Source organism: Phytohalomonas tamaricis (genome assembly GCF_003012345.1).
Taxonomy (GTDB): Bacteria; Pseudomonadota; Gammaproteobacteria; order Pseudomonadales; family Halomonadaceae; genus Phytohalomonas; species Phytohalomonas tamaricis.
Map to the genome: position 1 here is coordinate 433,633 of NZ_PVRV01000024.1, position 26,308 is coordinate 459,940.

Below are 26,308 nucleotides of genomic sequence, written 5' to 3' on the forward strand. Positions count from 1 at the left end.
TGCCATGCAGAAAGGAGGAATTCATGAGCAAGACCATCGCGGTAATCCCGGGTGACGGCATCGGTCCCGAAATCATGAATGCCACGCTACGCGTGCTCGACGCACTCGACTGCGGCCTGAGCTACGACCACGTCGACGCCGGCATGATCGCCCTGGACAAGCACGGCGATTTGCTGCCAGCGGCCACGCTTGGGACGATCGCCAGACACAGCGTGGCGCTGAAGGGCCCGCTGACCACCCCGATCGGCGGCGGTTTCTCCTCGATCAACGTTCAGCTGCGTCGCCATTTCGATCTCTACGCCAACGTGCGCCCGGCGATCAGCTTCCCAGGCACCCGTTCGCGCTTCGATAACATCGACATCATCACCGTGCGCGAGAACACCGAAGGCGCCTATCTGGCCGAGGGCCAGACGCTGTCCGAGGATGGCGAGACTGCGCTATCGAGCATCCGTGTCACCCGTTCGGGCTCCGAGCGCATCGTCCGCTATGCCTTCGAGATGGCCCGCAGCAAGGGGCGCAAGAAAGTGACCGCAGTGCACAAGGCCAACATCATCAAGACCAGCTCCGGCCTGTTTCTCGATGTCGCCCGTGAGATCGCCAAGGAATATCCCGAGATTGAATTCCAGGAGATGATCGTCGACAACACCTGCATGCAGCTGGTGATGAATCCGTATCAGTTCGACGTAATCGTCACTACCAACCTGTTCGGCGACATTCTCTCCGACCTGTGCGCCGGTCTAGTCGGTGGCCTCGGCCTGGCACCGGGCGCCAACATCGGCAAGGATGCTTCGATCTTCGAAGCGGTGCACGGCTCAGCGCCCGACATCGCCGGCAAGAACATCGCCAACCCCTGCGCGCTACTACTGGCCGCCGCCGACATGCTTGATCATCTTGAGATGACGGAAAAAGGCACCCGCATTCGCCGCGCCATCCGTAGCGTGCTGGAGAACGCCCGCGAGCAGGTCACGCCAGACATGGGCGGCAGCGGCACGACCGAATCGTTCGCCGACGCCCTGGTGGCCGAAGTCAGCCGCTAGGCGATGTCACGGCCCGTCACTGTTGAAGGCGGGCAAGGGCAAACGCGGCGATGGCGGTATCCTGCACGCCGGTACCGGTCAGGTCACAGACCGTGATCTGATCGGGTGAGGTGCGCGGCGAACGGTCTGAAGTGAGGACATTGCCAAGCTCGTAGATGGCAAAAGGCGGCTCCTTACCGGCATAGACCTTGAGTTCACCGTTGCTTTCGCTCTGCCTACGGATGTCAGCGACAAATACATCTGCACGCTCCAGCACCGAGCTGTCCAGCTCGCGCTTGTCAAAGCTGTCCGAGCCCATCGCAGTGACATGCACCCCTGCCGGCAGATGGACGCCATCAAGCAGCGGCTGACGTGACGGTGTAGTGGTGACAATGATATCGGCATGCGCACAGGCCGCGCCGATCTCGTCGCAAACATTGACCGTCAAATCATACTTCTCGGCCATCCTGGTCGCGTACGCCTCGGCCTTGGCATGATCGCGTCCCCACACGCTGAGCGTATCGATCTCACGGACCAGCATGAGCGCGGCGACCTGCAGCTCGGCCTGTGCGCCGGTGCCGATCACGGTGACGCGGCTGGGGCCGGGATTGGCCAGACGCTCGGCGGCAATGGCCCCGGCCAGTGCAGTGCGGATCTCGGTCAGATATCCCTCATCATGCAATACCGCCTCGACCAGCCCGGTCTTGGCCGAGAACACTATCATCAGACCATTAAGACTCGGCAGGCCGCGCTTGGGATTGTCGAAAAAGCCGGGGCTGACCTTGATCGCGAAGTGGTCGCTGCCCTTGATGTGAGCGGTCTTGACGTCGACCTCGCCGTTAGATTCTTCAATCGCCATCGACAGGATCGGCGGCTGCACTACCTCGCCCCGCCCTAGTGCGCGGAAACCGACCTCAACGGCTTCCAGCGCCTGCTCATCGAGCGTGACGACGTCTTCAATCTGCTTGCGGTTGTAAAGCTTCATTGGTCTTCCCTGAATCGCTTGAACTGTCTTTCGGTACGGTCAGTGAGACGCTGTGTGCGCTACGCGCCATGCGTCCATGAAGGTCTCGCTCGATACGCCATTGCCCGAGACAATCAGCGCTACCGTCCTGCCACGGATATCGAGACAATGTTCCTCGAGGGCGGCGAGCCCGACCGCTGCGGCCCCTTCGACCACCATTTTCTCGTGGGCGAAAAAGTGCACCATGGCGCGAGCAATCGCCGCCTCGGATACAGCGTAGCTGTCATCCATCACTTCGCGTACCAGCGTGAAGGTGCAGCGGTTGTCGAGGCCGATACCACCGCCGAGCGAATCGGCAAAGGTCGTGACCTCCTCAACCTCGACCGGTTGGCCGGCCTCGAGGCTCATCCTCATCGCGGCGCCCTCCTGCATGCTCACGCCGGTGACGTGCACAGCGGGATTTATCACTTTAACTGCGCGACCAATGCCACCGAGCAGGCCACCGCCCGAGAGCCCGATCAGGACATGGTCGAGTTCGGGCAAGTCTTCCAGCAGTTCAAGGCCGATGGTGCCCTGGCCAGCGACGATCAAAGGATCGTCGAACGGCTCGATCAGCGTCATGCCCTCCTGAGCTACCAGCCGCCGCGCCTCGACGAAGGCCTCGTCCTGGGAATGGCCAATAATGCGCGTCTCGGCACCGAGGGCTTCGATCGCCTCGACCTTGTTATGCGGCACCAACGCCGACATGCAGATGATCGCGCGGACACCTGAACGGCTCGCGGCATAAGCCACGGCGCGGCCGTGGTTGCCAGTCGAAGCCGTAGTTACACCACGCTCAAGCTGCTCGGGTGTCAGCGCGGCGATCTTGTTGGTCGCACCGCGCAGCTTGAACGCCCCGGTCGGCTGCAGCGTTTCGAGCTTGAGATAGACCTCGGCTGCAAAGCGTGTCGACAGCATATGGGAGCGGATCAGCGGCGTGCGCGTCACCTGACCGGCGATGCGGCGCCGAGCGAGATAGATATCATGCAACGTGACGGGGAGATGATCGGGCATGGTCGAACCTGTAGCGGACAATAAGCGGGCGGCGTCGACGCAAAACGACAACGGGCAGGAGGAATATTGCCCACCCTGCCCGAATGCCGTTGGCGTAATCAAGGTTGATGTCGGCTATCAACTGCCGGACAAGGTCGGCATGTTACCCAGGCAGTAGTACTTGGTTTCGAGATACTCCTCCAACCCTTGGCGTGCTCCCTCACGGCCGAGCCCGGACTGCTTGACACCGCCAAAGGGAATCGGCGGGCCGGTCATCTTGACCGAGTTGACGCTCACCATGCCGTACTCAAGCCCGCGCAATAGCTTCCAGATGCGCCGCACGTCATAGGTGTAGACATAAGCCGCCAGACCATACTCGGTATCGTTGGCGGCCTCGATCACCGCATCGTAGTCGTCGAAGGCGCAGACAGCGGCGACTGGCGAAAACGTTTCTTCACGGAATACCCGCATCTCCGACGTGATGTCCGCCAGCAGCGTTGGCATAAAGAAGTTGGTGCCCGGTGCCATGCGTTGATCGCCAGCGATCAGCCGTGCCCCTTTGCTCAACGCATCGTCGACCATGGCATTGGCCATTTCCACCGCCCGGCCGTGGATCAGCGGGCCGATATCGACATCCATCATGCCATTGCCGACCTTGAGGTTCTTCATCCGTTCCGCGAAGCAGTCCAGAAAACGATCATAAAGCGAGCGGTGAACGAAGATGCGGTTGGCGGCGAGACAATCCTGACCGGCGGTCTGGAACTTGGCGTCGATCGCTGCTTTGGCGGCCTCGTCGGGGTCCATGTCCTCGCAGACAATAAATGGCGCGTTGCCACCGAGTTCTAACGCGACGCGCTTGACGCTGTCAGCGCTTTGCCTGAGCAGTAGCCGGCCGACACGGGTCGAGCCGGTGAATGAGACCGACTTGACCCGATCGTCGCCGCACAGCAACTCGGAGACCCGCTCCGGCTCGCCAGTGATGACATTGAACACTCCGGCGGGAATGCCGGCACGCTCAGCGAGTTCCGCCAGCGCCAAAGCCGAGAATGGCGTCTCGTTGGCCGGCTTGACCACCACGGTGCAACCGGCGGCGAGTGCGGCAGCGGCCTTGCGAGTGATCATCGCCAGCGGGAAATTCCACGGCGTGACCATCGCCGCCACGCCAATCGGCTCCTTGAGCGTGCCGAGCGCAGCGTTGGGAATGTGGCTGGGAATCGTCTCGCCGTAGGCGCGCCGGCCTTCTTCGGCGAACCATTGAATGAAGCTCGCACCATAGTCGACTTCGCCGCGAGCGTCCTTGAGCGGCTTGCCCTGTTCCAGCGTCATGATGTGGGCGAGGTCCTCGCGGTGCTCTTGCAGCAGATCGAACCATTTATGCAGCCGGGCGGCGCGGGCCTCGACGTTTAGCTGCCGCCACAGCGCAAAGGCGCGCTGGGCGACGTCGACAGCGTGCGTGATCTGATGGGCGGCGAGCAGCGGCACGTGGCCAAGCGTTTCGCCGCTGGCCGGATCAAAAACCGCCTGATCATCACCGCTTTCGCTATGGGTCCATTTGCCATCGATGTAGGCGAGTTGGCGGAACAGACGTGGATCGTTGAGCTTCATGCTGGTTCTCCCGGAAGGGCGTACCCTGGCTGACGGTGTGCTTGCAGTCAGCCTACGGCAGTGTCCGGGGCAATACTTTTTGAAACCGACCGTTCAGGCGTGCATTTTTTCTGCAATACATGGTACATCATGACACTTTTTTGGCCCATCGTAGGGCAGTCACGTTTGCCTTAATTAGCTATGGTGTAAAACACCTGTACATTTGTAATCCATCACAAAGCACATAACAGGGACTCGTTCATGAATGTATTGCTCTCACTGCCAACAAAACGCCCTCCTTCAACGTGGATGAAGGCACTGACCATAACGCTGGCACTGGCCTGCCCTGTTGCTATCGCCCAAGCGGACACGCAAGCGAGCACGCCGAATGACTCGCAGGCGAAAACCCTGCTGGTCGGTACCTACACTGACGGCTATCTCTATCTGCCCACCAATACACGGCGCGACCCCAGCCACAGCAAGGGGATCTACCGTATTGGCATGGATGCCGAGGGCAAACTGACCAGACACGCCGCGACGCCTGTGGTCAGCCCTTCATGGCTGGTCATCGACCCGCAAGGACATTACGTTTATGCCGTCAACGAAGCTACCGGGCATACCGAGGGACAGGTCAGCGCCTTGATGGTCGATCCGGACAGCGGTGAGCTTCATCTCATCAACCAGCAGCCCAGCCATGGCTGGCAGCCTACCCACGCCGCCCTTTCTCCCGACGGGCGCTACTTGCTCGTCGCCAACTATTCCGTTGATCCCGGCCATGCCGGCGTCTCGGTGTTCCCGATCAAGGAAAACGGCTCGCTGGGTGAGATGGTGCAAAACATTCCGCACTTGAAAGGGTCTGGTGGTGTGCCGGACCGCCAGGCGTCCGGCCACGCCCACTCGGTCACTTTCTCACCCGATGGCAAGAAGGTGTTCGTCGCTGATCTTGGCGCAGACAAGCTGTCTGCCTACCGCTATCAGCCCGATAGTGCTCAGCCGCTAAGTGCCGATGACGACGCAACGATCGAGTTCCCCAAGGGCAGCGGTCCGCGTCACATGCTGTTCGATGAAAGCGGTAAACATGCCTATTTGGTCACTGAAATGGGCGCTCATGTGTATATGTATGATTACCGGCAGGGACGGCTCGAACAGCGTCAAGCGTTGGCCTTGACCGACAAGCAGGACCCCAAGGCCAAGGCTGGCAGCGGTCTGGGCCTGTCACCGGACGGTCAGTTTCTTTACGCCGGTAATCGTGGCACCACTAACGAGCTGGTGGCCTACCGGGTCAATGCAGACGATGGCACGCTGAGCGAAGTGGGTCATTACTCCAGCCAGGGCAAGGAACCGCGCGCCTTCAGAGTAGGCGCAGACTTCATTCTGGTGGCCAACCAGTTCAGCGATCAGGTCGTCGAATTCAAACGCGATGCACAAAGCGGCGCCCTGACGCCAACAGGAGAAGTGCTGGATATTGAAAGTCCGTCAGACGTCAAGGCGCTGCAAACGACAGAGTAATTAGCGTTCGTTTTTTGATCGGCCTATGGGTTCAGCGAACATGCCATAGGCCGATCAAGGCACCCCCCTCTCCTCCTACCGGGTCACGCGAGGGCATCGGTACCTGAGCAATACGCTTGGTGGCGGCGTCATGTTCGGTGGCGTCACGGCAAATATCCCATTGCTGCTGATCAGGCGGATAACCGGCCACGAGTTGGAAGTCATCGCTCGCGTCAAGGCAGCAGTGTCCGGTACCGGCAGGGAGAATAATCACATCGCCGGCCTTCACTTCAACGTCCTGACCTGCTTCACCGCCCAATCTGAGTCGCGCCCAGCCGCTGAATATTCCCAGCACTTCATGGGCAACCGAATGATAGTGATGATAATCAAATACGTTGCCGCGCCACTGCGCTGGCCAGGCGTTGATATCGAATAACGTTTCAAGGTGCTCAGCCAGATCGCCACGGCCTGGCGTGATCGAGCGATAAAGCACTACCGGCAGAGGGCTATTGGGAATCGTGCCGTCATCGTCAAACGTATATGTTTCAGGCGTGACCACGTTGCCCGCATCATCGATAAGCCCCAGCTCGGCCAGATAATCTTCGATCATTTGTCCCGTCATGCCTTGCTCCTGTGCGTTAAATAACTCCAGGGCTGTCAGCCAGACAGCATTACGTCCTTCAGGCTAGTACAGCAGCCTCCTGTCAGGGCAATCCTTCGCAAGGTTCGTGACGATAACTGTTGCGACAATAACGTAAGACCTCTCCTTCCCCTCCATTTATGCCCCATTAACAAGCCTCAAAACAGTCATACTATTTTGGTCTATACACGCCTTTAGGCGTATTCATCCACCTATATCACAGTGATAACCTTTATATAGTCATACTAATTAAAGGTTATTTGCCTCACCCGATTGTAGGGCCAGCGAATTTCTACCCAACGACACAATAAGACCCGTGCACGGGTCACTCAATCAGGAGAATGCCAATGATCCCCCTGTCACTTCTCGGCCGAGGACACTCCAATGGTCTATTGCAACGGCTCTCTTCACTGCGGCCAGCGCTCTCAGCACAGCGCTCCGCACGTGCACGAGTATCGCTCGTTGCTAGCCTGGGCCATCTGACGCTCTGTGCAGGGCTGCTACTCGGCGCCAATGCCGTGCAGGCTGCCGATGCCGACGAGGTCAAGATTGGCTTCATTGTCAAAAAGCCCGAGCAGGCCTGGTTCATCAACGAACAGAGTGCCGCCACCGAGCTGGGTGAGCAGGAAGGATTCGAAGTGGTCCGTCTGGCAGGCGAAGACGGTCAGAAGGTATTGAGCGCGATCGATAATCTCCATTCTCAAGGTGCACAAGGCTTCGTGATCTGTCCGCCCGATGTGCGTCTTGGGCCAGCGATCATGAACCGCGCCAAGCAGTACAACATGAAGGTGGTTACGGTTGACGACCAGTTCATCGGCAGCGATGGCAAGCCACTGGCTGATGTTCCGCACCTGGGCATGTCGAGCTACAAGATCGGACAGCAGGTTGGTCAAGCCATTGCCGAGGAGGCCAAGCGCCGCGGCTGGAATCTCGAAGAAGTGGCGGCACTGCGCATCAGCAACAATGAGCTGCCCACCGCCAAGGCACGCACTGATGGCGCAACCGAGGTGCTTTTGCAAGCCGGGCTCCCCGAAGCCAATGTTTTTGACTCCCCACAACAGAATACCGATACCGGCAGTGGCTTTGCCGCAGCAACGCCGGTGCTGTCGAAAAACAGCGCCTTTGAGCATTGGGTGATCTACGCCATCAATGAAGAGAGCGTACTGGGCGGCGTACGTGCCAGTGAACAGTACGGCCTCAACGCTGATCAGGTGATCGGTGTCGGCGTTAATGGCTCCGGTGCGGCCTTTGCCGAATTTTCACGTGACAAGCCGACCGGTTTCTACGGCACCGTAGCCGTCAGCTCAACCGCGCATGGCCGTGAATCAGCACAGAATCTTTATCAGTGGATTACCACCGACACTAAACCGCCAGCCAATACTGAAACATCCGGCAAGCTGATGACTCGCGACAACTGGCAGCAGGTTCGCCAGGAACTCGGACTGTAACGGAGCCCGACCATGGATAACGCCTATCTGCGTGTAGAAGGCATTACCGTTGAATTTCCCGGGGTATGCGCGCTCGACAACATCAGCTTTAGCGCCAATACCGGTGAGGTTCATGCCCTGATGGGAGAGAACGGGGCCGGAAAATCAACGCTGCTCAAGGTCTTGAGTGGCGTCAATCGTCCCAGCAGCGGCGCGCTGTGGATCAACGATGAACGCCACGTATTTACCAATGCTCGCCAGGCACTGGCTCAGGGCGTGGCCATCATCTATCAAGAGCTGACCCTGGCCCCCAATCTCTCGGTGGCCGAGAACCTGATGCTCGGCCAGCTTCCCGCCCATGCCGGCTTCATTGATCGTCGCGCCCTGCAGTTACGGGCGATGCAGATCCTCAAGGAACTCGGCGAGGAAAACATGAATCCCGCGACCAAGGTGCGGGAGCTGTCGATTGGCCAACAACAGATGATCGAAATCGGCCGTGCGCTGCTGCGTAATGCGCGCATCATCGCGTTTGACGAGCCGACCAGCAGCCTTTCCATACAGGAAATCCGTCACCTCAAGCGCATCGTCAAACGTCTGCGCGATGAGGGCCGCGTGGTGCTCTACGTCACCCACCGCATGGAAGAAGTATTCGAGATGTGTGATGCCGTGACGGTGTTCCGCGACGGCCAGCACATCTGTACCCATACCACGATGGAAGGTCTCGATCAGGATACGCTGGTCAGCGAGATGGTGGGACGGCGCATCGAGGATGTCTATGGTTACCGCCTCCGCCCACAGGGCGAGGTGCTGCTTGATGTCGACGCACTGGCAGGCCCGGGCGTACGCGCCCCGGTCAGTTTCAATGTACGCCGTGGTGAAGTCTTCGGTCTGTTCGGACTGGTCGGTGCCGGCCGCAGCGAGCTGATGCGCCTAGTATGCGGCGCAGACAAGCCTGCCACCGGTACCGTGCGCCTTGATGGCAAGGTACAACACTTTGCCAGCCCCGGTGAAGCGATCCGTGCCGGCATTGCCATGTGCCCCGAAGATCGCAAGTCGCAGGGCATCTTTCCGGTTGCCAGCGTCGCCGACAATCTCAACATCAGCTGTCGGCGCTTCTTCAAACGGTTCGGCTTTCTACGCAACCCGTCACGCGAAGTCAGCAATGCCAACGACTACATCAAGCAATTAAGTATCAAGACCCCCCATCACCGCACGCCGATCAGCTCTCTTTCCGGCGGCAATCAGCAGAAGGTCATTATTGCCCGCTGGCTCTCGGAAGAGATCGAGGTGTTTGTGATGGATGAACCGACCCGCGGTATCGACGTCGGCGCACGCCGTGACATCTATACCCTGCTCTATGACCTCACCGAACACGGCAAGAGCGTGGTAGTGATCTCCAGCGATCTGGCGGAGATCAGCTCGATCTGCGATCGCATCGGGGTAATGCGCGACGGTCAGCTGGTCGACATCGTCAACCGCGACGAGGCCACGCCGGAGCGCTTGCTGGGGCTGGCGCTACCGGCCTGATTAACGCCTTTTCACTTGAGTCATTGATACAGCGAATATCTATAAAGAGAACACTGCCATGTCTGCTCAAAAATCTACTGATTCGGCTTTGCTTACCGATACCTCCTGCGGGTCGACGAGCAATGACGGCGAAGCGAGCACTTCCGAGCGTCGTCGTGGCCTGCCCAAGGCGTTGCGCACCTTGCTCGACACTTCCGGTCTTATTGCCGTCTTTGTCCTGTTATTCGCCGCACTGTCACTATTCGTACCCGACTTTCTCACAGGTCGTAATATCGTCGGCCTGCTGCTGTCAGTAACGCTGATCGGCACCATCGCCACCACTATGATGATGGTGCTGGCGCTCGGCGAAGTCGATCTATCGGTGGCCTCGATCGTCGCCTTTGCCGGCGTCGTCGCCGCGATGGTGACCTCCTCGACCGGCAGCGTTGCCATCGGCGTACTGGTGGGTGTGGTGGCCGCAGGCGCAGTCGGCGCGTTCAACGGTCTGGTGGTGGCACGCTTTGGCGTCAATTCGCTGATTGCCACGCTCGCTGCCATGGAGTTTATACGCGGGCTAGCCTACATCACGTCCGGCGGCGATGCAGTGATGATTACCGAACCCGGCTTCTTCGATCTCGGCAGCGCCTCATTTCTGGGTCTGACCCTGCCGGTATGGGTCATGTTGGCCAGCTTCGTCATCTTCGGTGTACTGCTCAACCAAACCGCCTTCGGTCGCAACGTGCTGGCTACCGGTGGTAATGCCGAGGCCTCGCGCCTCGCTGGCGTCAACGTCCGCCGTCTCAAGATCATCGTCTTCACGCTGCAGGGTGTCGTTGCCGGCATCGCTGGCATCCTGCTCACCTCGCGCATGGGACTGGGCGACCCTAACACCTCAATGGGGCTCGAACTGGCCGTCATCTCGGCCTGTGTACTGGGCGGTGTGTCGCTGTCAGGCGGGGTCGCTTCGATCACCGGCGTAGTCATCGGCGTACTGATCATGGGCTGCGTGCAGAACGCCATGGGCCTGCTCAACGTGCCCACGTTCTATCAGTACCTGGTTCGCGGCGGCATTTTACTGCTGGCCGTGCTGTTCGACCGCTGGAAACAGTCACGGCGCTAACCTGCCATCGCCTCTTATTTTTGCTACAGGAGTAGTTCAATGACCACCTCCAGACGCCCGCTGCGCAGTGCCGCCTGGTTCGGCACCGCCGACAAGAACGGCTTCATGTACCGCAGCTGGATGAAGAACCAGGGCATCGCACCGCATCAGTTCAACGGCAAGCCGATCATCGGCATCTGCAATACCTGGTCGGAGCTGACACCATGCAACGCGCACTTTCGTCAGATCGCCGAGCACGTCAAGCGTGGGGTGATCGAGGCTGGCGGCTTCCCGGTCGAGTTCCCTGTGTTTTCCAATGGCGAATCGAACCTGCGCCCTACCGCGATGTTTACTCGCAACCTGGCGAGCATTGACGTCGAGGAGTCAATTCGTGGCAATCCAATTGATGCAGTGGTGCTACTCACTGGCTGCGACAAGACCACGCCTGCACTGCTGATGGGCGCAGCGAGCTGCGACGTGCCGGCGATTGTTGTGACCGGCGGGCCGATGCTCAACGGCAAGCACAAGGGCCGTGACATCGGCTCGGGCACGGCAGTGTGGCAGTTCCACGAAGACGTCAAGGCCGGCAAGATGAGCTACGACGAATTCTTCTCCGCCGAGGCCGACATGTCACGCTCGGCGGGGACCTGCAACACCATGGGCACCGCCTCAACCATGGCCTGCATGGCCGAATCGCTCGGCACATCGCTCCCTCATAACGCGGCGATTCCAGCGGTCGATTCGCGCCGCTATGTTCTTGCCCACATGTCCGGTATGCGCATCGTCGAGATGGTCGAAGAGGACCTGCGCCTTTCGAAGATTCTTACCCGCGAGGCGTTCGAAAACGCGATCCGCGTCAACGCAGCGATCGGCGGCTCGACCAACGCGGTTATTCACTTGAAAGCGATTGCTGGGCGAATCGGCGTCGATCTTGAGCTCGATGACTGGACCAGAATCGGTCGTCATACACCAACATTGGTCGACCTGATGCCGTCCGGGCGCTACCTGATGGAAGACTTCTTCTATGCCGGCGGTCTGCCCGGCGTGATCCGTCGCCTCGGTGAAGCCAATCTGCTGCCCCACCCCGAAGCGTTAACCGCCAACGGCAAGGCGATTTTCGATAACTGCCGCGAGTCCCCGATCTATAACGACGAGGTCATCCGCACGCTGGAAAATCCGCTGGTCGACGACGGGGGTATCTGCATTCTGCGCGGTAACCTTGCTCCTAGAGGCGCGGTGCTCAAGCCATCAGCCGCTACTCCCGAGTTGATGAAGCATCGCGGCCGTGCCGTGGTGTTCGAGAACCTTGATCACTACAAGGAGCGCATTGTCGATCCTGATCTCGATATCAACGCCGACTCGGTAATGGTACTCAAGAACTGTGGCCCCAAGGGATATCCGGGCATGGCCGAGGTCGGCAACATGGGGCTCCCTCCCAAGCTGCTCGCTCAGGGCGTTACCGACATGGTACGTATTTCCGATGCGCGCATGAGCGGCACCGCCTACGGCACGGTGGTACTCCACGTCACACCGGAAGCCGGTGACGGCGGCCCACTCGGGGCGGTACGCGATGGCGACTGGATCGAGCTCGACTGCAACGCCGGTCGGCTGCATCTCGATATCAGTGACGATGAACTCAACGACCGCCTTACCACGCTGGCAAACAAAACCATTGCCAAGACACACAGCGGTTACCGTCAGTTGTATATCGAACATGTCATGCAGGCCGACGAAGGCTGTGACTTTGACTTTCTGGTCGGCTGCCGCGGTGCCGAAGTGCCGCCGCATTCACATTGATGTCACGACCGTTATTAACGCCGTGCTCACGCCGCGATGCCCTGCACGGCAATCGTGCAGCGCCGAAAGATAAACCGATGAGGGAATAGGGCATGTTACTGATTCAATTCAAGGACGATACAGGAGAATGTCGTGTGGGCTGTCTCGACGATGATGGCCAAGGGGGCCGTCTGGTTGACGCCGTCTCGACATACGAACTGGCACAAATCGCCATTTCTCGCGCAACGACGCTGGAGGCTGAAGTACTCGAACGGCTCACTTCCAAGCGCTTCGATTATCACTCCCTTGTCGATGCCAACCGGCTTCTGCCTCCGCTCGACCATCCCGATTCCGCCCACTGTCTCGCAACCGGTACAGGCCTGACCCATCTTGGCAGTGCCGACACTCGCGATGCGATGCATCAGGCCAATGCCCAGCAAGCTGAAGAACATCTCACCGACAGCATGAAGATGTTCCGCATGGGTCTGGAAGGCGGCAAACCTGAAGGCGATAACGTAGGTGTGCAGCCGGAATGGTTCTACAAAGGCGACGGCTCAATTGTACGTGCCAGCGGCGAAACGCTGGAAATGCCCGATTTCGCTCTCGATGGCGGTGAAGAACCCGAACTGGCCGGTCTTTATGTGATCGGTCCCAACGGCACGTCGTACCGAGTGGGCTACTGCCTCGCCAACGAATTTTCTGACCATGTGACCGAGCGCCAAAACTATCTGTGGCTCGCCCACTCGAAGCTACGCATGTGCGGGCTCGGCCCGGCACTGCGTACCGGCGCCCTGCCTGAACATGTCGAAGGCGTATCGAGGATTCGTGACAGCCAGGGTGCAGTCCGCTGGGAAAAACCGTTCGTCAGTGGCGAAGCCAACATGTCTCACAGTATCCACAACCTTGAGCATCACCACTTCAAATATGAGTTATTTCGCCGCCCCGGTGATGTGCATATCCATTTCTTCGGCACAGCCACCCTGAGTGTCGCTGACAACATCGAAGTGGCCCCAGGTGAGACCTTTGAAATCGAGTCGGCACTGTTCGGCCCACCCTTGCGCAATACGTTAAGAAAAGTTGAAGCGGCTTCGCACCGCGTCGTCGCGCTGTAATATTTCCTGGCGCCTTCGCTTATCGGTTCCGGAACAGGGTATGAACCAGAGTCACCTGCGGCACTATGATAGACTTTGGTTTACATGCCCTGTTCTCATACCCGTTATTTCAACGCGAATCTGTTAGCCATGGATTATCAGTCCCCCCGACAACGCAAGAGCCTGCATGCCCGGATCGTTCAGGAACTGGGCATGAAAATCGTCACGGGTGAGTTTTCTCCCGGTGAGAAGCTTCCCCACGAATCCCAGCTACTCAAGGAGTATGACGTCAGCCGCTCGGCACTGCGTGAGGCAACCCGAGTACTGGTCGCCAAGGGCCTGGTGTATTCAAAGCCTCGGGTAGGTGCGGTGGTACGCCCGCGCAGCGAGTGGCACCTGCTCGACCCCGATGTACTGTTCTGGCTGGTCAGTTCGACACCGGAAGCTGACTTTTTTGCCGAGCTTTTTAGCGTGCGCTGTATTATCGAACCGGCTGCTGCAGCCATGGCCGCGACCTGTGCCAGCGCTGAAGATATAGCCGGTATCGAGGACGCCTATCAGCGCATGGAAGCAGCACGCTCACGCGATGAACTGCTACAGCCCGATCTCGATTTCCATCGCCGTATCGCTGAAGCAACGAATAACGATATGCTGACGTATCTCTGCAACATGCTGTCCCAGGCGCTGCGTGAATCAATCAAGCTATCTAGCCGACGCCCCGACACACAAACCCTTTCATTGCCCCGCCACAAGGCGATCCTTACGGCGTTGCAAAATCGCGATGCTCTCGGCGCACGTCAGGCCACGCTGGTACAGCTAGAAGGCGCCAGGATGGATATCGAAGAGGTTCTAGGGCACAGCGCTTCGCTGCCCGCCGATCTGTTGAGCTGGGTGCACTAGCTGCGTGGCAAAGATCACTCACTTTATGCCTAGCGCTTTTTGCATCACGGCAAAAACCGTGAAGCCGCCATCAGTAGCCGCCGAGCCGTCATGTTAACCACACCTAGCCCCTTTCACCTGCACCACTTAAGCCCGAAAAGCATCATCAAATAAAAAAGCCCCGCTATGAGCAGGGCTGGTGTGATCACTTTAGCCGTTAAAGGGTAACGCGCTTGCGTCCACGCCGTAACACGGCGTGCAAAATGATGGCACCAAAGGTAGCGGTGCCAATCCCACCAAGAGTGAAATCGCCGATCTTGAGTGCAAAATCACCTGCGCCCAGCACCAGTGTGACAGCGACGACAATCAAATTGGCGTTATCGCCGAGATCGACCTTGTTCTGCACCCAGATGCGCGCTCCGGCAACGGCAATCAGGCCGAATACCACGATCGAAGCGCCGCCCATTACCGGCCCCGGAATGGTCTGGATCATGGCACCGAACTTAGGCGAAAAACCGAGCATGATCGCCATCAGTGCAGCGGCAACGAAAATCAGTGTGGAATAGACTTTTGTCACCGCCATCACGCCGATATTCTCGGCATAGGTAGTTACACCAGTACCACCAGCAGCGCCAGAGACGATGGTCGCTATGCCATCCCCAACGAAGGCACGGCCGATATAAGGATCAAGATTACGCCCGGTCATCGCCCCGACTGCCTTAACATGACCGAGGTTTTCAGCGACCAGGATCACTGCCACCGGTGCAATCAACGCAATCGCATGAGCATGAAATTCAGGCGCTGTGAAATGGGGCACGCCAAACCAGGCGGCATCAGCGATGATCGAAAAATCTATCGGCGTACCGAAGCCCAAGCCATTAGTAACAATGGCGTAGATAGCATAGGCCGCCAGCAGGCCAACCAGAATCAGCAAACGTTGTACCAAACCTCGAGTGAATACTGCAGCGGCACCGATACAGACGATAGTCACGAGTGCCATCCAGCTGTCGAAGCTTGAATCGGATACTCCGCTTACTGCCACCGGTGCCAGATTCAAGCCGATCATCATCACGATCGCGCCTGTTACCACCGGCGGCATCAAGGTTTCGATCCAACGTGTCCCGATGCACATCACTACGAAGCCAACTATGGCGTAAATCACGCCACAGGCAATAATGCCTCCTAATGCCACGCCAATGTTGGCATTGGCACCCTGCCCACTGTAGCCAGTAGCCGCGATCACCAGACCGATAAATGCAAAGCTCGACCCCAAATAGCTCGGGACGCGGCCACCAACGATAAAGAAGAACAGCAGCGTGCCAATCCCAGACATGAAAATGGCGAGATTAGGGTCGAACCCCATCAGCAAGGGAGCCAGAACGGTCGAACCAAACATCGCTACCGTATGCTGCACACCCATGATCGTCGTCTGGCCTAACGATAGACGCCCATCGGGGGCGACTACCCCACCACTGCCCTGCGTTTTTTGCCATCGTGGGAACCAGCGCTCCGCCATATCGATCTCCAGAAAAGGGCTAAACATAAAGAGCAGGCATTCTAGCGCCTTGAATGGCATTAAAGCAGGGGTAAATCCGCCACCCTGATCATGGAAACACTTCAATAATCACTAATTAAATAATGGGTAAACAAGTGCGTTTCCAACAATGTCAGGTTAGAAGCCAGAAAAGCAGGTCAAGCGACTTTAATAGCCTTGCACTTTAACTTTTAACCTTACGACAATTTATTTTATCAATTCCAGCAACAATTATTCATAATATGAACTTGAGCTTTTTATTTATCTTTATTAAGAAAAACGAAGCTATCAAAGAAACCCCGATCACTAAAAACGTCAGGGACGTGCCACTGAGGTCTGTATGTCCGGAAAAAATCTTAAGAAAGAAAAGGTGTATCACGTATATTCCAGTAGAGTAATAGGAGATATTTTTACTATATCCTTGCATGTTAATTTTCATAAATAATACAAACAGCGCTGGACAGATAATTATTAATGACAAGAAGTTATCAAACCCACCTTCTCGAGCAGGTTCTATATAATTAATATATGACTCGGAAAGCAAGGCCATAAGCCCAAGCACACTGAGCACCGCAGTTAACCCAATTGACACTTTCTTATGAAGATTGAATCTATTTATAAGAAAGCCGAAGCAGAAAAATGGAAAAGAGAAAAATAAGAAACTCCTATGAACCCAGTCTAAATTAAACAGCTTGTCTAAAATAGATCCATTGAAAACATGATAATTACCAGCATATTGAATAGCCACGCCAATCATAAAAGTTAGCAACATAAGCAACGACAGCGTAACTACGCTCACCTTAAGCTTTTCAATCAACGCTAGCAGTATTGCCGCCCCGATCATTCCTGATATATACCACAGATGCCAGTATCCAACGATTATTGTATGAAAAAGTTTTGCGATACTTATAAAGTTGAATTCGGGAATACTGAACCATGCGTAAGAATAAAAAAGCATCCAAAAGCAGTAAAGGTAAATTACCCGCTTCATCCAAGACAAGGTCTTTCCATTAACTAAAAACTGATAAAAATAAAAACCATTGATGATTAGAAAAATAGGTACCGCGATTCTAAAAACCCCTTGAACTGTAAGATACTCTGCCAAAGGATCTACGCCATCTAAAAAATCAGCATGTATTCCCACCACCATAAAAGCCAAGAAGAGCTTTAAAACATCTAAAGTAATATTTCTACTCAATGCAGGCACCTACGGAATTAATGTACAAGCTAAATAGTCTTATCTAAAGCAGGCGATAGACTAAGCTTTCTAGCGCATTAGAACGTGCAATACATTATTGATCACACAAAACAAAGTATTACAGTAAAATAATGCAGCCAACTGTTAAATCGTGGGCACCATATAACTTTTTAACTAGTCAGCATCACTTAATTAACAAAAAAATACACTTATGCGTATTTAATTTACGTTAATGCAAGTGTACTTTCATAACGATGGAAGTTATGCCCAAAATGGCTATAACAAAGTGCTATTTATTGAACTATAAAAAGCCGACCCCTTTCAGATGGCCGGCTTCTGGCTCTCAATCTTTCCTTAGTAATGTAATAATGAGTAATTACGGAACAAATTTAGGTCGATAATGCCGCTCATAGGCGTAAGGCCATAATACTATCAATGTCATTATCAGCATTAATGCACCTGCTATGATGCTGGCTATACCAATCCACGGGTTACGAGCAGGCGTCTGAAAGAATACTTTGACTTCATGTTGACCTGCACTCACATCGAACGTTATCAGACCTGCCTCATTTTTACCGACGACGCTACGCTGCCCATCTATATAAATATTCCAGAATGGAAAATAATAATGGCGTAACGTAACCGTACAAGGTACTGGAGCATCTACCAGGAGGCTTTTACGCTCTGCCTCCCATGTCCTGACTTGGACATGACAATTGGACGGACTAGCCATAGCCCGATGCGGATACTGTTTATTCTGTTCTTTAATAAAATCATCCGCATTCATTTCCCCGGTATCTTTGAGCAGGTACTTTGCCGTTGCAGGAGTGAGGTACTCTGTCGTGCCGGGATGAGCACTAGGTAATTTAGCCACTCCGGTAACGGGGTAGACAGTCAACTGGTCTCCTCTCACCGCTGCTTTTCCACTGATCATACCAGCACCGGCAAATGTCACTGCAAAAAACGCCAGCCAGAAAGAATACACTAGATAGCGCCGCTTTCCTTGCATGACAAGCACAGCCATCAAGGACACCAGCACGGCGAGAAATACAGTAAACCTGAAGTTAAAGCCGATAATCTTGAACATCGGCAACAATTCCCAAATAAATCTAGTTCCCGGCAGTTGCAGGATAAAAAAGATTGCGCCTACGACTAGCATTAATTTCCAATATTTATTGGCACGCACTACATCTTTATTTTTCATCAAAAAATAGATGGCGATGACTAGGCAAACTGCCGTATAGGAAAATAACAATATATGAATTAAGTTTCCCGAAGAGAATGTAGTCAGGTCGTCTAAAGAAAGACTAAGTGTTGGGTTATATGAGTAAAAAAGATAGTCGACTGAGGCAATTTCTTTAGAAGCTAAAAAGGCAGGCATCAAATACCATAATGAAAACACGATGGCTATCAACTGAGATAATCCATAGCCAAAGAGGGGCAATATACTTCTATTACGCCAAGTGACAACAATAGAAACTGCCCCTAATAAATAGGCAGTTGCAATCGCCATGGGGATATTGGTGATCCACAACATACCGAGCAATAAAGCCAAGTAAAAAAAATAGACGCGCTTTGCATCTACCATCAGCTTAAAGAAATTATATAGCAACAGCGGCATAAGGCTGTTTGCTAGAACTTCAGCCGCAGAAAAACGTGTGAAGATACAGAAAATGATGTAGTAACTAGTTAAATAGAGAAGCGCCACTTTTATTTGATCACGCCGACTGACAAACAGACTGCTTAGTACGTACATCGAAAGCCCGGAAATAAGCAGACAGAGCCAGAAATAGGCCAGGCCAATCAAATTAGCGGGAAGAATCAACCCTATGACACCACCTAACAAGAACGATAGAGGTGGATAAAAATAAAATCGCGGTGACCCTAACCCATAGTTGGCTCCAGAGTCCCATGCCGGGAAGATATCACCGTGACGAAACGATTCGCTGTATCCCATCCATGAAGAGTAATGAAATAGTGAATCGCTGCCCCCATAGCCAAACACTAAAAAGATGATCAATGGCAAACATGCAAATAGTGCGATGACTGACACTTCGTTTTTGTTAGCCATATATACCTCTTAGCTATTATTTATATAAATCTAAAAAGAACCAAGACCTCATGCATAATATTAATAACTGGAGATAGCGTTAGCCTGTGTTCAGGCAGAGCAAAAACTCGCCAAACATCTCTGATCAAGCAATTTAGCTTTACCTTTAAAGATTATAACTTTGCCAAGACCAATCTACTCCATAGTTAATAACTCATTCTCTCCTCTCTTATAAAAAATACTATGCAGAACCGCCTAGACACATAAAAGTATACTTATTTACCACTCAAGCCATTAAATTAAATATGGAAAACTCATATATTTATTTATGATGAATAAACAATATGAAAACTATAGTATTAGCAATACTCATATAACCGCGCTTGTTTAAAATAACAAAAAAATAATGCTGCCATTTATTCTTAATACTTCAACTAACATTCAACACCTTGCAGTTGTTAAATAGCATGAATTTTTTAGGTACGTTAATACACTATCGGCTCAGATAATGATTAGCCCGCTGACAGCTTAAGAACTTAATTCCATATGGGAATGTTATATTGGTCAGCCAAGCGTATTACTCAACCAAGAATTTTATGTGATGTGTCCCAAGCAATAGCTTTATATGGTTAATGATTCAGGCAGTTGAGTTTTATAAACCAACCGAAAGACTGGTATTCCTGCTGATATAAAAAAGCCCCGATCCATGATCGGGGCTTTTTCAGAGTGATCTACCGTTTTTATTAGACGCCTAAATAATCAAGTATCCCTTCGGCAGCCTTGCGACCTTCATAGACAGCGGTGACGACCAAGTCAGAGCCGCGGACCATATCGCCGCCTGCAAAGATCTTTTCATTTGACGTCTGGAATGCAAACTTATCCTTTACCAACTGACCTTGCTCTTTCGCCAGGACACGGCCGCGCTCATCAATCTCAATATTGTGCGTCTCGAACCAGGCGATTTCGCTAGGCTGGAAGCCAAAGGCAATGATCACTGCATCGGCAGGAACGATCTCCTCGGAGCCTGGCACCACTTCGGCACGACGACGCCCTTTCTCGTCCGGTTCGCCCATACGGGTGCGCACCAGCTTGATGCCCTCAACCTTATCTTCGCCGACAATCGCCACCGGCTGGCGATTAAACAGGAACTCGACGCCCTCCTCACGTGCATTGGCCACCTCACGCTTGGAGCCTGGCATGTTGGCTTCATCACGGCGGTAGGCGCAGGTTACGCTGGCAGCGCCCTGACGGATGGAAGTACGGTTGCAATCCATCGCCGTATCCCCCCCCCCAAGCACCACCACACGCTGACCTTTCAGTGACACATAATCGGCAGGATCGGCCGTGTAGCCCAAATTATGGTTAACATTGGCAATCAGGAAGTCGAGCGCCTTGTGTACACCCGGCAACTGCTCACCGGGGAAGCCGCCTTCCATGTACTTGTAGGTACCCATGCCCATGAAGACGGCATCATATTCATCCAGTAACTGCTGAATTTCGATATCACGCCCGATCTCGGTGTTGAGCCGGAACTCGATCCCCATCTCTTCAAATACCGCACGGCGGCGCTTGACCACGCTCTTCTCAAGCTTGAACTCGGGAATACCGAAAGTGATCAGCCCGCCAATCTCTGGGTAACGATCAAAGACGACCGGCTTGACGCCGTTGCGCACCAGGATATCGGCACAACCGAGTCCGGCTGGCCCAGCACCGATGACGGCCACACGCTTATCTGTCCATTCCACCTTGGACATGTCGGGACGCCAACCCATTGCGAAAGCGGTCTCGGAGATGAACTTCTCGATCGAGCCAATGGTGATTGCGCCAAAACCATCATTGAGCGTACAAGCACCCTCACACAGACGATCCTGCGGGCAGACGCGGCCACATACTTCGGGCAGCGTGTTGGTGCGATGCGATAGCTCAGCCGCCGCGAGGATATTGCCCTCGCTGACCAACTTCATCCAATTAGGGATGTAATTGTGAACCGGGCATTTCCATTCGCAGTACGGGTTACCGCAATCCAGACAGCGCAGCGCCTGACTTGCCGCTTCCTGCGGACGGAACGGGTCGTAAATTTCAACGAACTCGTTGACGCGCCGCTTGATGTCTTTTTTAGGCCGATCATGACGGGCCACTTCAAGAAACTGAAAATCACTGGGAACACGATTAGACATAATAATCTCCTCACTCAGGCCGGCGGCGGGACTCGGCAAGCAGCCCATTCAGGCTTGCTGCCTTGGGCTTCACCAGCCAGAAGTGGCGGATGAAGTCAGAGAAGTTGCTCACTATCTCCTGCCCCCATGCGGAATCAGTCTCAGCCACATATTCCTGAAGCACTTCTCTCAGGTGACGCCGATAGGCCTCCATGGCCTCAGTATTGATACGATGAATATCGACCATTTCATGATTATAACGATCAACAAAGTTACGATCCTGGTCGAGCACATAAGCAAAACCGCCGGTCATACCCGCACCGAAATTGACGCCCGTATCGCCGAGCACGCAGACCAGGCCACCCGTCATATATTCACAGCAGTGATCACCAGCGCCTTCGATGACGGCGTGAGCCCCGGAGTTGCGCACTGCAAAACGCTCGCCCGCCAGGCCTGCGGCAAACAGCTTACCGCCGGTTGCGCCATACAGGCAGGTATTGCCGATGATCGAGGTCTCGTTGCTCTTGAAACGGCTTTCCTTGGGCGGCGTGATCACCAACTTGCCACCGTTCATGCCTTTACCAACGTAATCGTTAGCATCACCTTCAAGATAAAGATTCAGGCCGCGTACGTTCCAGACCCCAAAGCTCTGGCCCGCCACGCCCGTCAGGCGCAACGTTACTGGCGCGTCTTCAAGCCCTGATTCACCGTAAAGCTTGGCTACCACACCAGAGACACGCGCCGGCACGGAACGGTCACAGTTGCTTACGCGGAAAGAGAACTCACCGCCCTTCTTGTTCTCGATGGTATCGCGCAGCGCCTCGAGAATCTCTTCGTTCTTGGTCGCCAGATCGTGCGGCATGTTGCGCTTGACCTGACAGAAGCGCGGCGCATCTTCAGGTATCCAATCATTGACCAACAACGAATCGAGCACCATGTTCTGCTGTGAACGCGTCTGTCCTTCAATCTTCTCAAGCAGATCGGTGCGGCCGATCAGGTCAGTCAACTGGCGCACGCCAAGCATCGCCATGATCTCGCGTACTTCTTCAGCAACGAAGCGGAAGTAGTTCTTGACCATGTCTACAGTGCCGCGGAAATGCTCATCACGCAGGCCCTGATGTTGGGTCGCCACACCAGTTGCGCAGTTATTCAGATGGCAAATGCGCAGGTAGATGCAGCCTAGCGACACCATCGGCGCCGTACCGAAGCCGAAACTTTCAGCACCGAGAATCGCTGCCTTGACGACATCGAGACCGGTCTTGAGGCCACCATCAGTCTGCAGCCGGATCTTGTCACGCAGGCCATTGATGCGCAGTGCCTGATGAACCTCGGGCAGTCCCAGTTCCCAAGGAGAACCGGCATGCTTGATTGAGGTCAGCGGACTCGCTGCCGTACCGCCGTCATAGCCCGCGACAGTAATCAAGTCGGCGTAAGCCTTGGCTACACCGGAGGCAATGGTACCGATGCCCGGCTCAGAGACTAGCTTGACCGAAATCAGCGCTTCTTCATTGACCTGCTTCAGGTCGAAGATCAGCTGCGCGAGATCCTCGATCGAATAGATGTCGTGATGCGGAGGCGGTGAAATCAGCGTCACCCCGGGTACGGCGTAGCGTAGCCGCGCAATAAGCTCATTAACCTTGCCGCCCGGCAACTGACCGCCCTCGCCCGGCTTGGCGCCCTGGGCAACCTTGATCTGCAGCACCTCGGCACTGGCCAGATAAGCGGGCGTGACGCCGAAACGTCCAGAGGCAATCTGCTTGATCTTAGAGGAGCGGATCGTGCCGTAGCGTGCCGGGTCTTCACCCCCTTCACCGGAATTCGAGCGACCACCGGACTCATTCATTGCCTGGGCTAGCGCCTCGTGTGCTTCCGGCGATAGCGCACCCAACGACATGCCAGCGCTGTCGAAGCGCGGCAACAACTGCTCGATCGGCTCGACTTCACTAATATCGATCGGCTCCTGACCAGGCTTGAGTCTCAGCAGGTCGCGGATCGTTGCCACCGGACGTTCATTGACCAGCCGCGCGAACTCCTTCCACTTCTGATAGTCGCCCTGCTGCACGGCCGCTTGCAACGCCCTGATCACATCAGGGTTGAAAGCATGATATTCATAGCCATAGACGTACTTGTACAGGCCGCCCTGACGCAGCGCCTTGCGTGGAATCCACGCCTCGCGTGCCAAAAATTCCTGTTGAAGCTGCAGCTCGGCGAAGCCGGAACCATTGACACGCGAAGCCATGCCGGGGAAACACAGTGTCATGACGTCTTCGGCCAGCCCCACCGCCTCGAACAGCTGCGCGCCACGATAGGAAGCGATCTGCGAGATGCCCATCTTGGACAGGATCTTGAGCAGCCCCTTCTGCATCCCCTTGCGATAGTTCTCACGCGATTCAGCTGGATCGCCAGTCAGATCGCCGCTGCGGTGCATGTCCGCCATGACCTGATAGGCCAGGTACGGATAAACCGCCGTGGCGCCAACGCCGAAAAGCACCGCAAGCTGATGCGAATCCCGGGCAAAACCGGTCTCGACGATCAAATTGACGCAGGGACGCAACCCCTTGTTGCCTAGATAATGATGTACTGCGCCGACGGCCAGTGCCGGGTGAATCGGCAGCTCACCTTTCTCCAGTTCAGCATCAGACAACACCAGCACGACCTTGCCACGCTTAGCGGCATCCTCGGCACGCTGACACAGCGCTACGATCGCCTGCTTGAGCCCAAGAGTGTCGGGATCATAAGCCAGCGACAGGATCTCACTTGAAAAGGCCGGATCCTCGTGGGTCGTCAGCGCAGTGAACTTGCGCGGTGACAGTACCGGCGTGGTCAGGATCAGGCGATGAGCATGTTCAGGCGTTGCTTCGAACACGTTACGCTCAGCGCCGAGACAGGTTTCCAACGACATCACGATCGCTTCGCGCAGCGGATCGATCGGCGGATTGGTAACCTGGGCAAACTTCTGGCGGAAATAATCGCTAAGCATCCGCGGTTGGCTGGAGAGCACCGCCATAGGCGTGTCATCTCCCATCGAGCCGACCGCTTCCTGTCCGCTCTCAGCCAGGACACGCAATATCTGGTCACGCTCTTCATTGGTGACCATGAACATCTTTTGATAAACCGACAGCTGATCGGCATCCATCGGCTGGAAACGCGCCAGCTCGGTCAGCGATGATTCCAGATAATTGGCATTTTCGTTCAGCCAGCGCTTGTAGGGATATGCGGATTTCAGCCGCTCGTCGATATCGGAGGTGTGCAGTACCTCGCCGGTATGAGTATCGACAGACAAAATCTGCCCCGGGCCGATGCGGCCCTTGGCGATAACGTTCTCGGGTGAATAGTTCCACACGCCGATTTCCGAGGCGACTGTAATGTAACCGTTGTCGGTGATGACCCAGCGCGCCGGACGCAGTCCGTTACGGTCAAGCATGCACACGGCGTGACGACCATCAGTCACCACGATGCCCGCCGGGCCGTCCCAGGCTTCCATGTGCATGGAATTGTATTCATAGAAGGCGCGTAGATCACCATCCATGGTTTCGACATTCTGCCAGGCCGGCGGCACCATCAGGCGCACGGCGCGGTAAAGCTCCATACCACCGGTCAGCAGGATTTCAAGCATGTTGTCCATGCTCGAAGAATCGGAGCCTTCGGTATTAACGACCTGATCGAGTTCGGTAATCTCGGGCAGCAGCTCGGAAACGAAGTTTTCCTTACGCGCGTTGGCCCAGTTGCGATTGGCCTCGATGGTGTTGATCTCGCCGTTATGGGCGAGGAAGCGAAACGGCTGTGCCAGCGGCCAGCGCGGCGCAGTATTGGTCGAAAAGCGCTGATGGTAAACGCCAATCGAGATTTCCATACGCTCGTCGCCGAAGTCGAGATAAAACGTCGGCAGATCTTCCGGCATCATCAATCCTTTATAGGAGATGACCTTGGATGACAGCGAGCTGACGTAGAAATCCTCTTCGTTTGCGAGCTTCTGCTCAGCGAAACGGCGCGCCATGAACAGATCGACGTTAAAATGCTTTTCGTCGCGTCGCTCGGCATGCGGCTCGACAAAAATCTGTCGGATACGCGGCTGGCACGCTTGAGCAATGGGTCCGCATACGCTCGAATCATGGGGTACGGTACGCCAGCCGCGCACCTGCAAGCCGCGCTCGGCAAGCTCGCCTTCAAGAACTTCGCGGGCATGGGCTTCACGAACATCATCATTGGGCAAGAAGATGCTGCCAACGGCATATTGTTCACCCAGCTCGACACTCAATTCTTCACTTGCCACGGCGCGCATAAAGGCATCGGGCATGGATATCAGGAGTCCGCAGCCATCGCCGGTCTTACCGTCAGAGTTGATGCCGCCGCGATGGGTCATGCAGGTCAATGCTTCGATGGCTGTACGCACCAGGTCATGGCTCGCCTGCCCTTCCATATGCGCAATCAAGCCAAAGCCACAGTTGTCACGGAATTCGCCGGGCCGGTGAAGACCTCTCTTCATGGCGTGCCTCACAGAGTGTTGTATCCAGGATAGATATACGGTATTTTAAAAAGTTATTTTTTAATTATTGGTTATTTTTTAATGCAAAAACGGCGGCCCTGTTAGGGCGCGGAGAGCTGCCGAGCATATCGGCATCGATATAACAGCGCAAACAATCCTTATCTGGCAGAGTGCAAAAAAAGCTGCAAAAACGCGCCTTTAGCTTCACAAAAAGCTAAAAATGCCTATAGCTCAAAGGGTTAGATGCAAACCCCACCTATCAGAAACTTAATTAGACTTTAGTCTAATAACCAGTCTTTGAAGTCATGCCGATTCGGTATAAGCCATGCCAATATCAAGCATAGCGACCTTCGATCACCCCGAAACGCACTTCGCGCCACTG

At 55.0% G+C, this 26,308-nt stretch carries 18 protein-coding genes; 9 read left to right on the plus strand and 9 right to left on the minus strand.

What is annotated here, in order from left to right:
- The first annotated feature begins 23 nt into the window (after positions 1-23).
- Positions 24-1,037: an isocitrate dehydrogenase gene (locus C3Z11_RS15820; RefSeq protein ID WP_106478895.1), complete on the plus strand. Its 1,014-nt coding sequence runs from the start codon at positions 24-26 to the stop codon at positions 1,035-1,037.
- A gap of 16 nt (positions 1,038-1,053) precedes the next feature.
- Here the strand turns inward: C3Z11_RS15820 and C3Z11_RS15825 are convergent, their stop codons facing one another.
- Positions 1,054-2,001: a cyclodeaminase gene (locus C3Z11_RS15825; RefSeq protein WP_106478896.1), complete on the minus strand. Its 948-nt coding sequence runs from the start codon at positions 1,999-2,001 to the stop codon at positions 1,054-1,056.
- A gap of 39 nt (positions 2,002-2,040) precedes the next feature.
- Positions 2,041-3,033, minus strand: a complete 993-nt coding sequence (gene eutB, locus C3Z11_RS15830) for a hydroxyectoine utilization dehydratase EutB (protein ID WP_106478897.1) — start codon at positions 3,031-3,033, stop codon at positions 2,041-2,043.
- On the opposite strand from eutB, the gene C3Z11_RS16935 reads away from it, so the two are divergent.
- Positions 3,032-3,190 carry a hypothetical protein gene (locus C3Z11_RS16935; RefSeq protein ID WP_158701066.1) on the plus strand — a complete coding sequence of 53 codons (159 nt, stop codon included), beginning with the start codon at positions 3,032-3,034 and terminating at the stop codon, positions 3,188-3,190. The genes eutB and C3Z11_RS16935 overlap by 2 nt on opposite strands.
- On the opposite strand, the gene C3Z11_RS15835 is transcribed toward C3Z11_RS16935, so the two are convergent.
- Positions 3,151-4,617 (minus strand): NAD-dependent succinate-semialdehyde dehydrogenase, encoded by a 1,467-nt coding sequence (locus C3Z11_RS15835; RefSeq protein ID WP_106478898.1) that lies wholly within the window; start codon positions 4,615-4,617, stop codon positions 3,151-3,153. The genes C3Z11_RS16935 and C3Z11_RS15835 overlap by 40 nt on opposite strands.
- A 240-nt stretch (positions 4,618-4,857) precedes the next feature.
- On the opposite strand from C3Z11_RS15835, the gene C3Z11_RS15840 reads away from it, so the two are divergent.
- Entirely contained in the window at positions 4,858-6,105 is a 1,248-nt protein-coding gene (locus C3Z11_RS15840) for a lactonase family protein (protein ID WP_106478899.1), read from the plus strand.
- A gap of 31 nt (positions 6,106-6,136) precedes the next feature.
- On the opposite strand, the gene C3Z11_RS15845 is transcribed toward C3Z11_RS15840, so the two are convergent.
- Complete coding sequence (locus C3Z11_RS15845) at positions 6,137-6,706, minus strand: cupin domain-containing protein (protein WP_262927451.1); 570 nt, start codon at positions 6,704-6,706, stop codon at positions 6,137-6,139.
- A 365-nt stretch (positions 6,707-7,071) separates the two neighbouring features.
- On the opposite strand from C3Z11_RS15845, the gene C3Z11_RS15850 reads away from it, so the two are divergent.
- From C3Z11_RS15850 to C3Z11_RS15875, 6 genes are all read left to right on the plus strand, one after another.
- Positions 7,072-8,172, plus strand: coding sequence for an arabinose ABC transporter substrate-binding protein (locus C3Z11_RS15850; protein ID WP_262927452.1), 1,101 nt, complete (start codon positions 7,072-7,074; stop codon positions 8,170-8,172).
- Positions 8,173-8,184: 12 nt separating this feature from the next.
- Positions 8,185-9,678, plus strand: coding sequence for an L-arabinose ABC transporter ATP-binding protein AraG (gene araG / locus C3Z11_RS15855; RefSeq protein ID WP_106478900.1), 1,494 nt, complete (start codon positions 8,185-8,187; stop codon positions 9,676-9,678).
- A 58-nt stretch (positions 9,679-9,736) separates the two neighbouring features.
- The gene (araH, locus tag C3Z11_RS15860) at positions 9,737-10,777 is read left to right on the plus strand and encodes an L-arabinose ABC transporter permease AraH (protein WP_106478901.1); all 1,041 of its coding nucleotides are present in this window, start codon (positions 9,737-9,739) and stop codon (positions 10,775-10,777) included.
- 39 nt (positions 10,778-10,816) lie between these two features.
- Positions 10,817-12,553 carry an IlvD/Edd family dehydratase gene (locus tag C3Z11_RS15865; protein ID WP_106478902.1) on the plus strand — a complete coding sequence of 579 codons (1,737 nt, stop codon included), beginning with the start codon at positions 10,817-10,819 and terminating at the stop codon, positions 12,551-12,553.
- A 92-nt stretch (positions 12,554-12,645) separates the two neighbouring features.
- Complete coding sequence (araD1, locus tag C3Z11_RS15870) at positions 12,646-13,644, plus strand: AraD1 family protein (RefSeq protein WP_106478903.1); 999 nt, start codon at positions 12,646-12,648, stop codon at positions 13,642-13,644.
- A gap of 129 nt (positions 13,645-13,773) precedes the next feature.
- Positions 13,774-14,523: a FadR/GntR family transcriptional regulator gene (locus tag C3Z11_RS15875; RefSeq protein ID WP_106479095.1), complete on the plus strand. Its 750-nt coding sequence runs from the start codon at positions 13,774-13,776 to the stop codon at positions 14,521-14,523.
- A 196-nt stretch (positions 14,524-14,719) separates the two neighbouring features.
- Here the strand turns inward: C3Z11_RS15875 and C3Z11_RS15880 are convergent, their stop codons facing one another.
- The 5 genes from C3Z11_RS15880 to gltB all read right to left on the minus strand — a co-directional run bounded on the left by C3Z11_RS15880 (position 14,720) and on the right by gltB (position 25,926).
- Complete coding sequence (locus tag C3Z11_RS15880) at positions 14,720-16,018, minus strand: solute carrier family 23 protein (RefSeq protein ID WP_106479096.1); 1,299 nt, start codon at positions 16,016-16,018, stop codon at positions 14,720-14,722.
- 253 nt (positions 16,019-16,271) lie between these two features.
- Positions 16,272-17,234 (minus strand): acyltransferase family protein, encoded by a 963-nt coding sequence (locus tag C3Z11_RS15885; RefSeq protein WP_106478904.1) that lies wholly within the window; start codon positions 17,232-17,234, stop codon positions 16,272-16,274.
- Positions 17,235-17,610: 376 nt separating this feature from the next.
- Entirely contained in the window at positions 17,611-19,305 is a 1,695-nt protein-coding gene (locus C3Z11_RS15890; protein ID WP_106478905.1) for a 6-pyruvoyl-tetrahydropterin synthase-related protein, read from the minus strand.
- A gap of 722 nt (positions 19,306-20,027) precedes the next feature.
- Positions 20,028-21,461 carry an FAD-dependent oxidoreductase gene (locus tag C3Z11_RS15895; protein ID WP_106479097.1) on the minus strand — a complete coding sequence of 478 codons (1,434 nt, stop codon included), beginning with the start codon at positions 21,459-21,461 and terminating at the stop codon, positions 20,028-20,030.
- A gap of 10 nt (positions 21,462-21,471) precedes the next feature.
- Complete coding sequence (gltB, locus tag C3Z11_RS15900) at positions 21,472-25,926, minus strand: glutamate synthase large subunit (RefSeq protein WP_106478906.1); 4,455 nt, start codon at positions 25,924-25,926, stop codon at positions 21,472-21,474.
- Positions 25,927-26,308 lie beyond the last annotated feature (382 nt).

What these genes read in the sequence shown, in the direction of transcription:
- C3Z11_RS15820 (WP_106478895.1), top strand. Translation starts at nt 24, where the DNA reads ATGAGCAAGACCATCGCGGTAATCCCGGGTGACGGCATCGGTCCCGAA.
- C3Z11_RS15825 (WP_106478896.1), bottom strand. Translation starts at nt 2,001, where the DNA reads ATGAAGCTTTACAACCGCAAGCAGATTGAAGACGTCGTCACGCTCGAT.
- C3Z11_RS16935 (WP_158701066.1), top strand. Translation starts at nt 3,032, where the DNA reads ATGGTCGAACCTGTAGCGGACAATAAGCGGGCGGCGTCGACGCAAAAC.
- eutB (WP_106478897.1), bottom strand. Translation starts at nt 3,033, where the DNA reads ATGCCCGATCATCTCCCCGTCACGTTGCATGATATCTATCTCGCTCGG.
- C3Z11_RS15835 (WP_106478898.1), bottom strand. Translation starts at nt 4,617, where the DNA reads ATGAAGCTCAACGATCCACGTCTGTTCCGCCAACTCGCCTACATCGAT.
- C3Z11_RS15840 (WP_106478899.1), top strand. Translation starts at nt 4,858, where the DNA reads ATGAATGTATTGCTCTCACTGCCAACAAAACGCCCTCCTTCAACGTGG.
- C3Z11_RS15845 (WP_262927451.1), bottom strand. Translation starts at nt 6,706, where the DNA reads ATGACGGGACAAATGATCGAAGATTATCTGGCCGAGCTGGGGCTTATC.
- C3Z11_RS15850 (WP_262927452.1), top strand. Translation starts at nt 7,072, where the DNA reads ATGATCCCCCTGTCACTTCTCGGCCGAGGACACTCCAATGGTCTATTG.
- araG (WP_106478900.1), top strand. Translation starts at nt 8,185, where the DNA reads ATGGATAACGCCTATCTGCGTGTAGAAGGCATTACCGTTGAATTTCCC.
- araH (WP_106478901.1), top strand. Translation starts at nt 9,737, where the DNA reads ATGTCTGCTCAAAAATCTACTGATTCGGCTTTGCTTACCGATACCTCC.
- C3Z11_RS15865 (WP_106478902.1), top strand. Translation starts at nt 10,817, where the DNA reads ATGACCACCTCCAGACGCCCGCTGCGCAGTGCCGCCTGGTTCGGCACC.
- araD1 (WP_106478903.1), top strand. Translation starts at nt 12,646, where the DNA reads ATGTTACTGATTCAATTCAAGGACGATACAGGAGAATGTCGTGTGGGC.
- C3Z11_RS15875 (WP_106479095.1), top strand. Translation starts at nt 13,774, where the DNA reads ATGGATTATCAGTCCCCCCGACAACGCAAGAGCCTGCATGCCCGGATC.
- C3Z11_RS15880 (WP_106479096.1), bottom strand. Translation starts at nt 16,018, where the DNA reads ATGGCGGAGCGCTGGTTCCCACGATGGCAAAAAACGCAGGGCAGTGGT.
- C3Z11_RS15890 (WP_106478905.1), bottom strand. Translation starts at nt 19,305, where the DNA reads ATGGCTAACAAAAACGAAGTGTCAGTCATCGCACTATTTGCATGTTTG.
- C3Z11_RS15895 (WP_106479097.1), bottom strand. Translation starts at nt 21,461, where the DNA reads ATGTCTAATCGTGTTCCCAGTGATTTTCAGTTTCTTGAAGTGGCCCGT.
- gltB (WP_106478906.1), bottom strand. Translation starts at nt 25,926, where the DNA reads ATGAAGAGAGGTCTTCACCGGCCCGGCGAATTCCGTGACAACTGTGGC.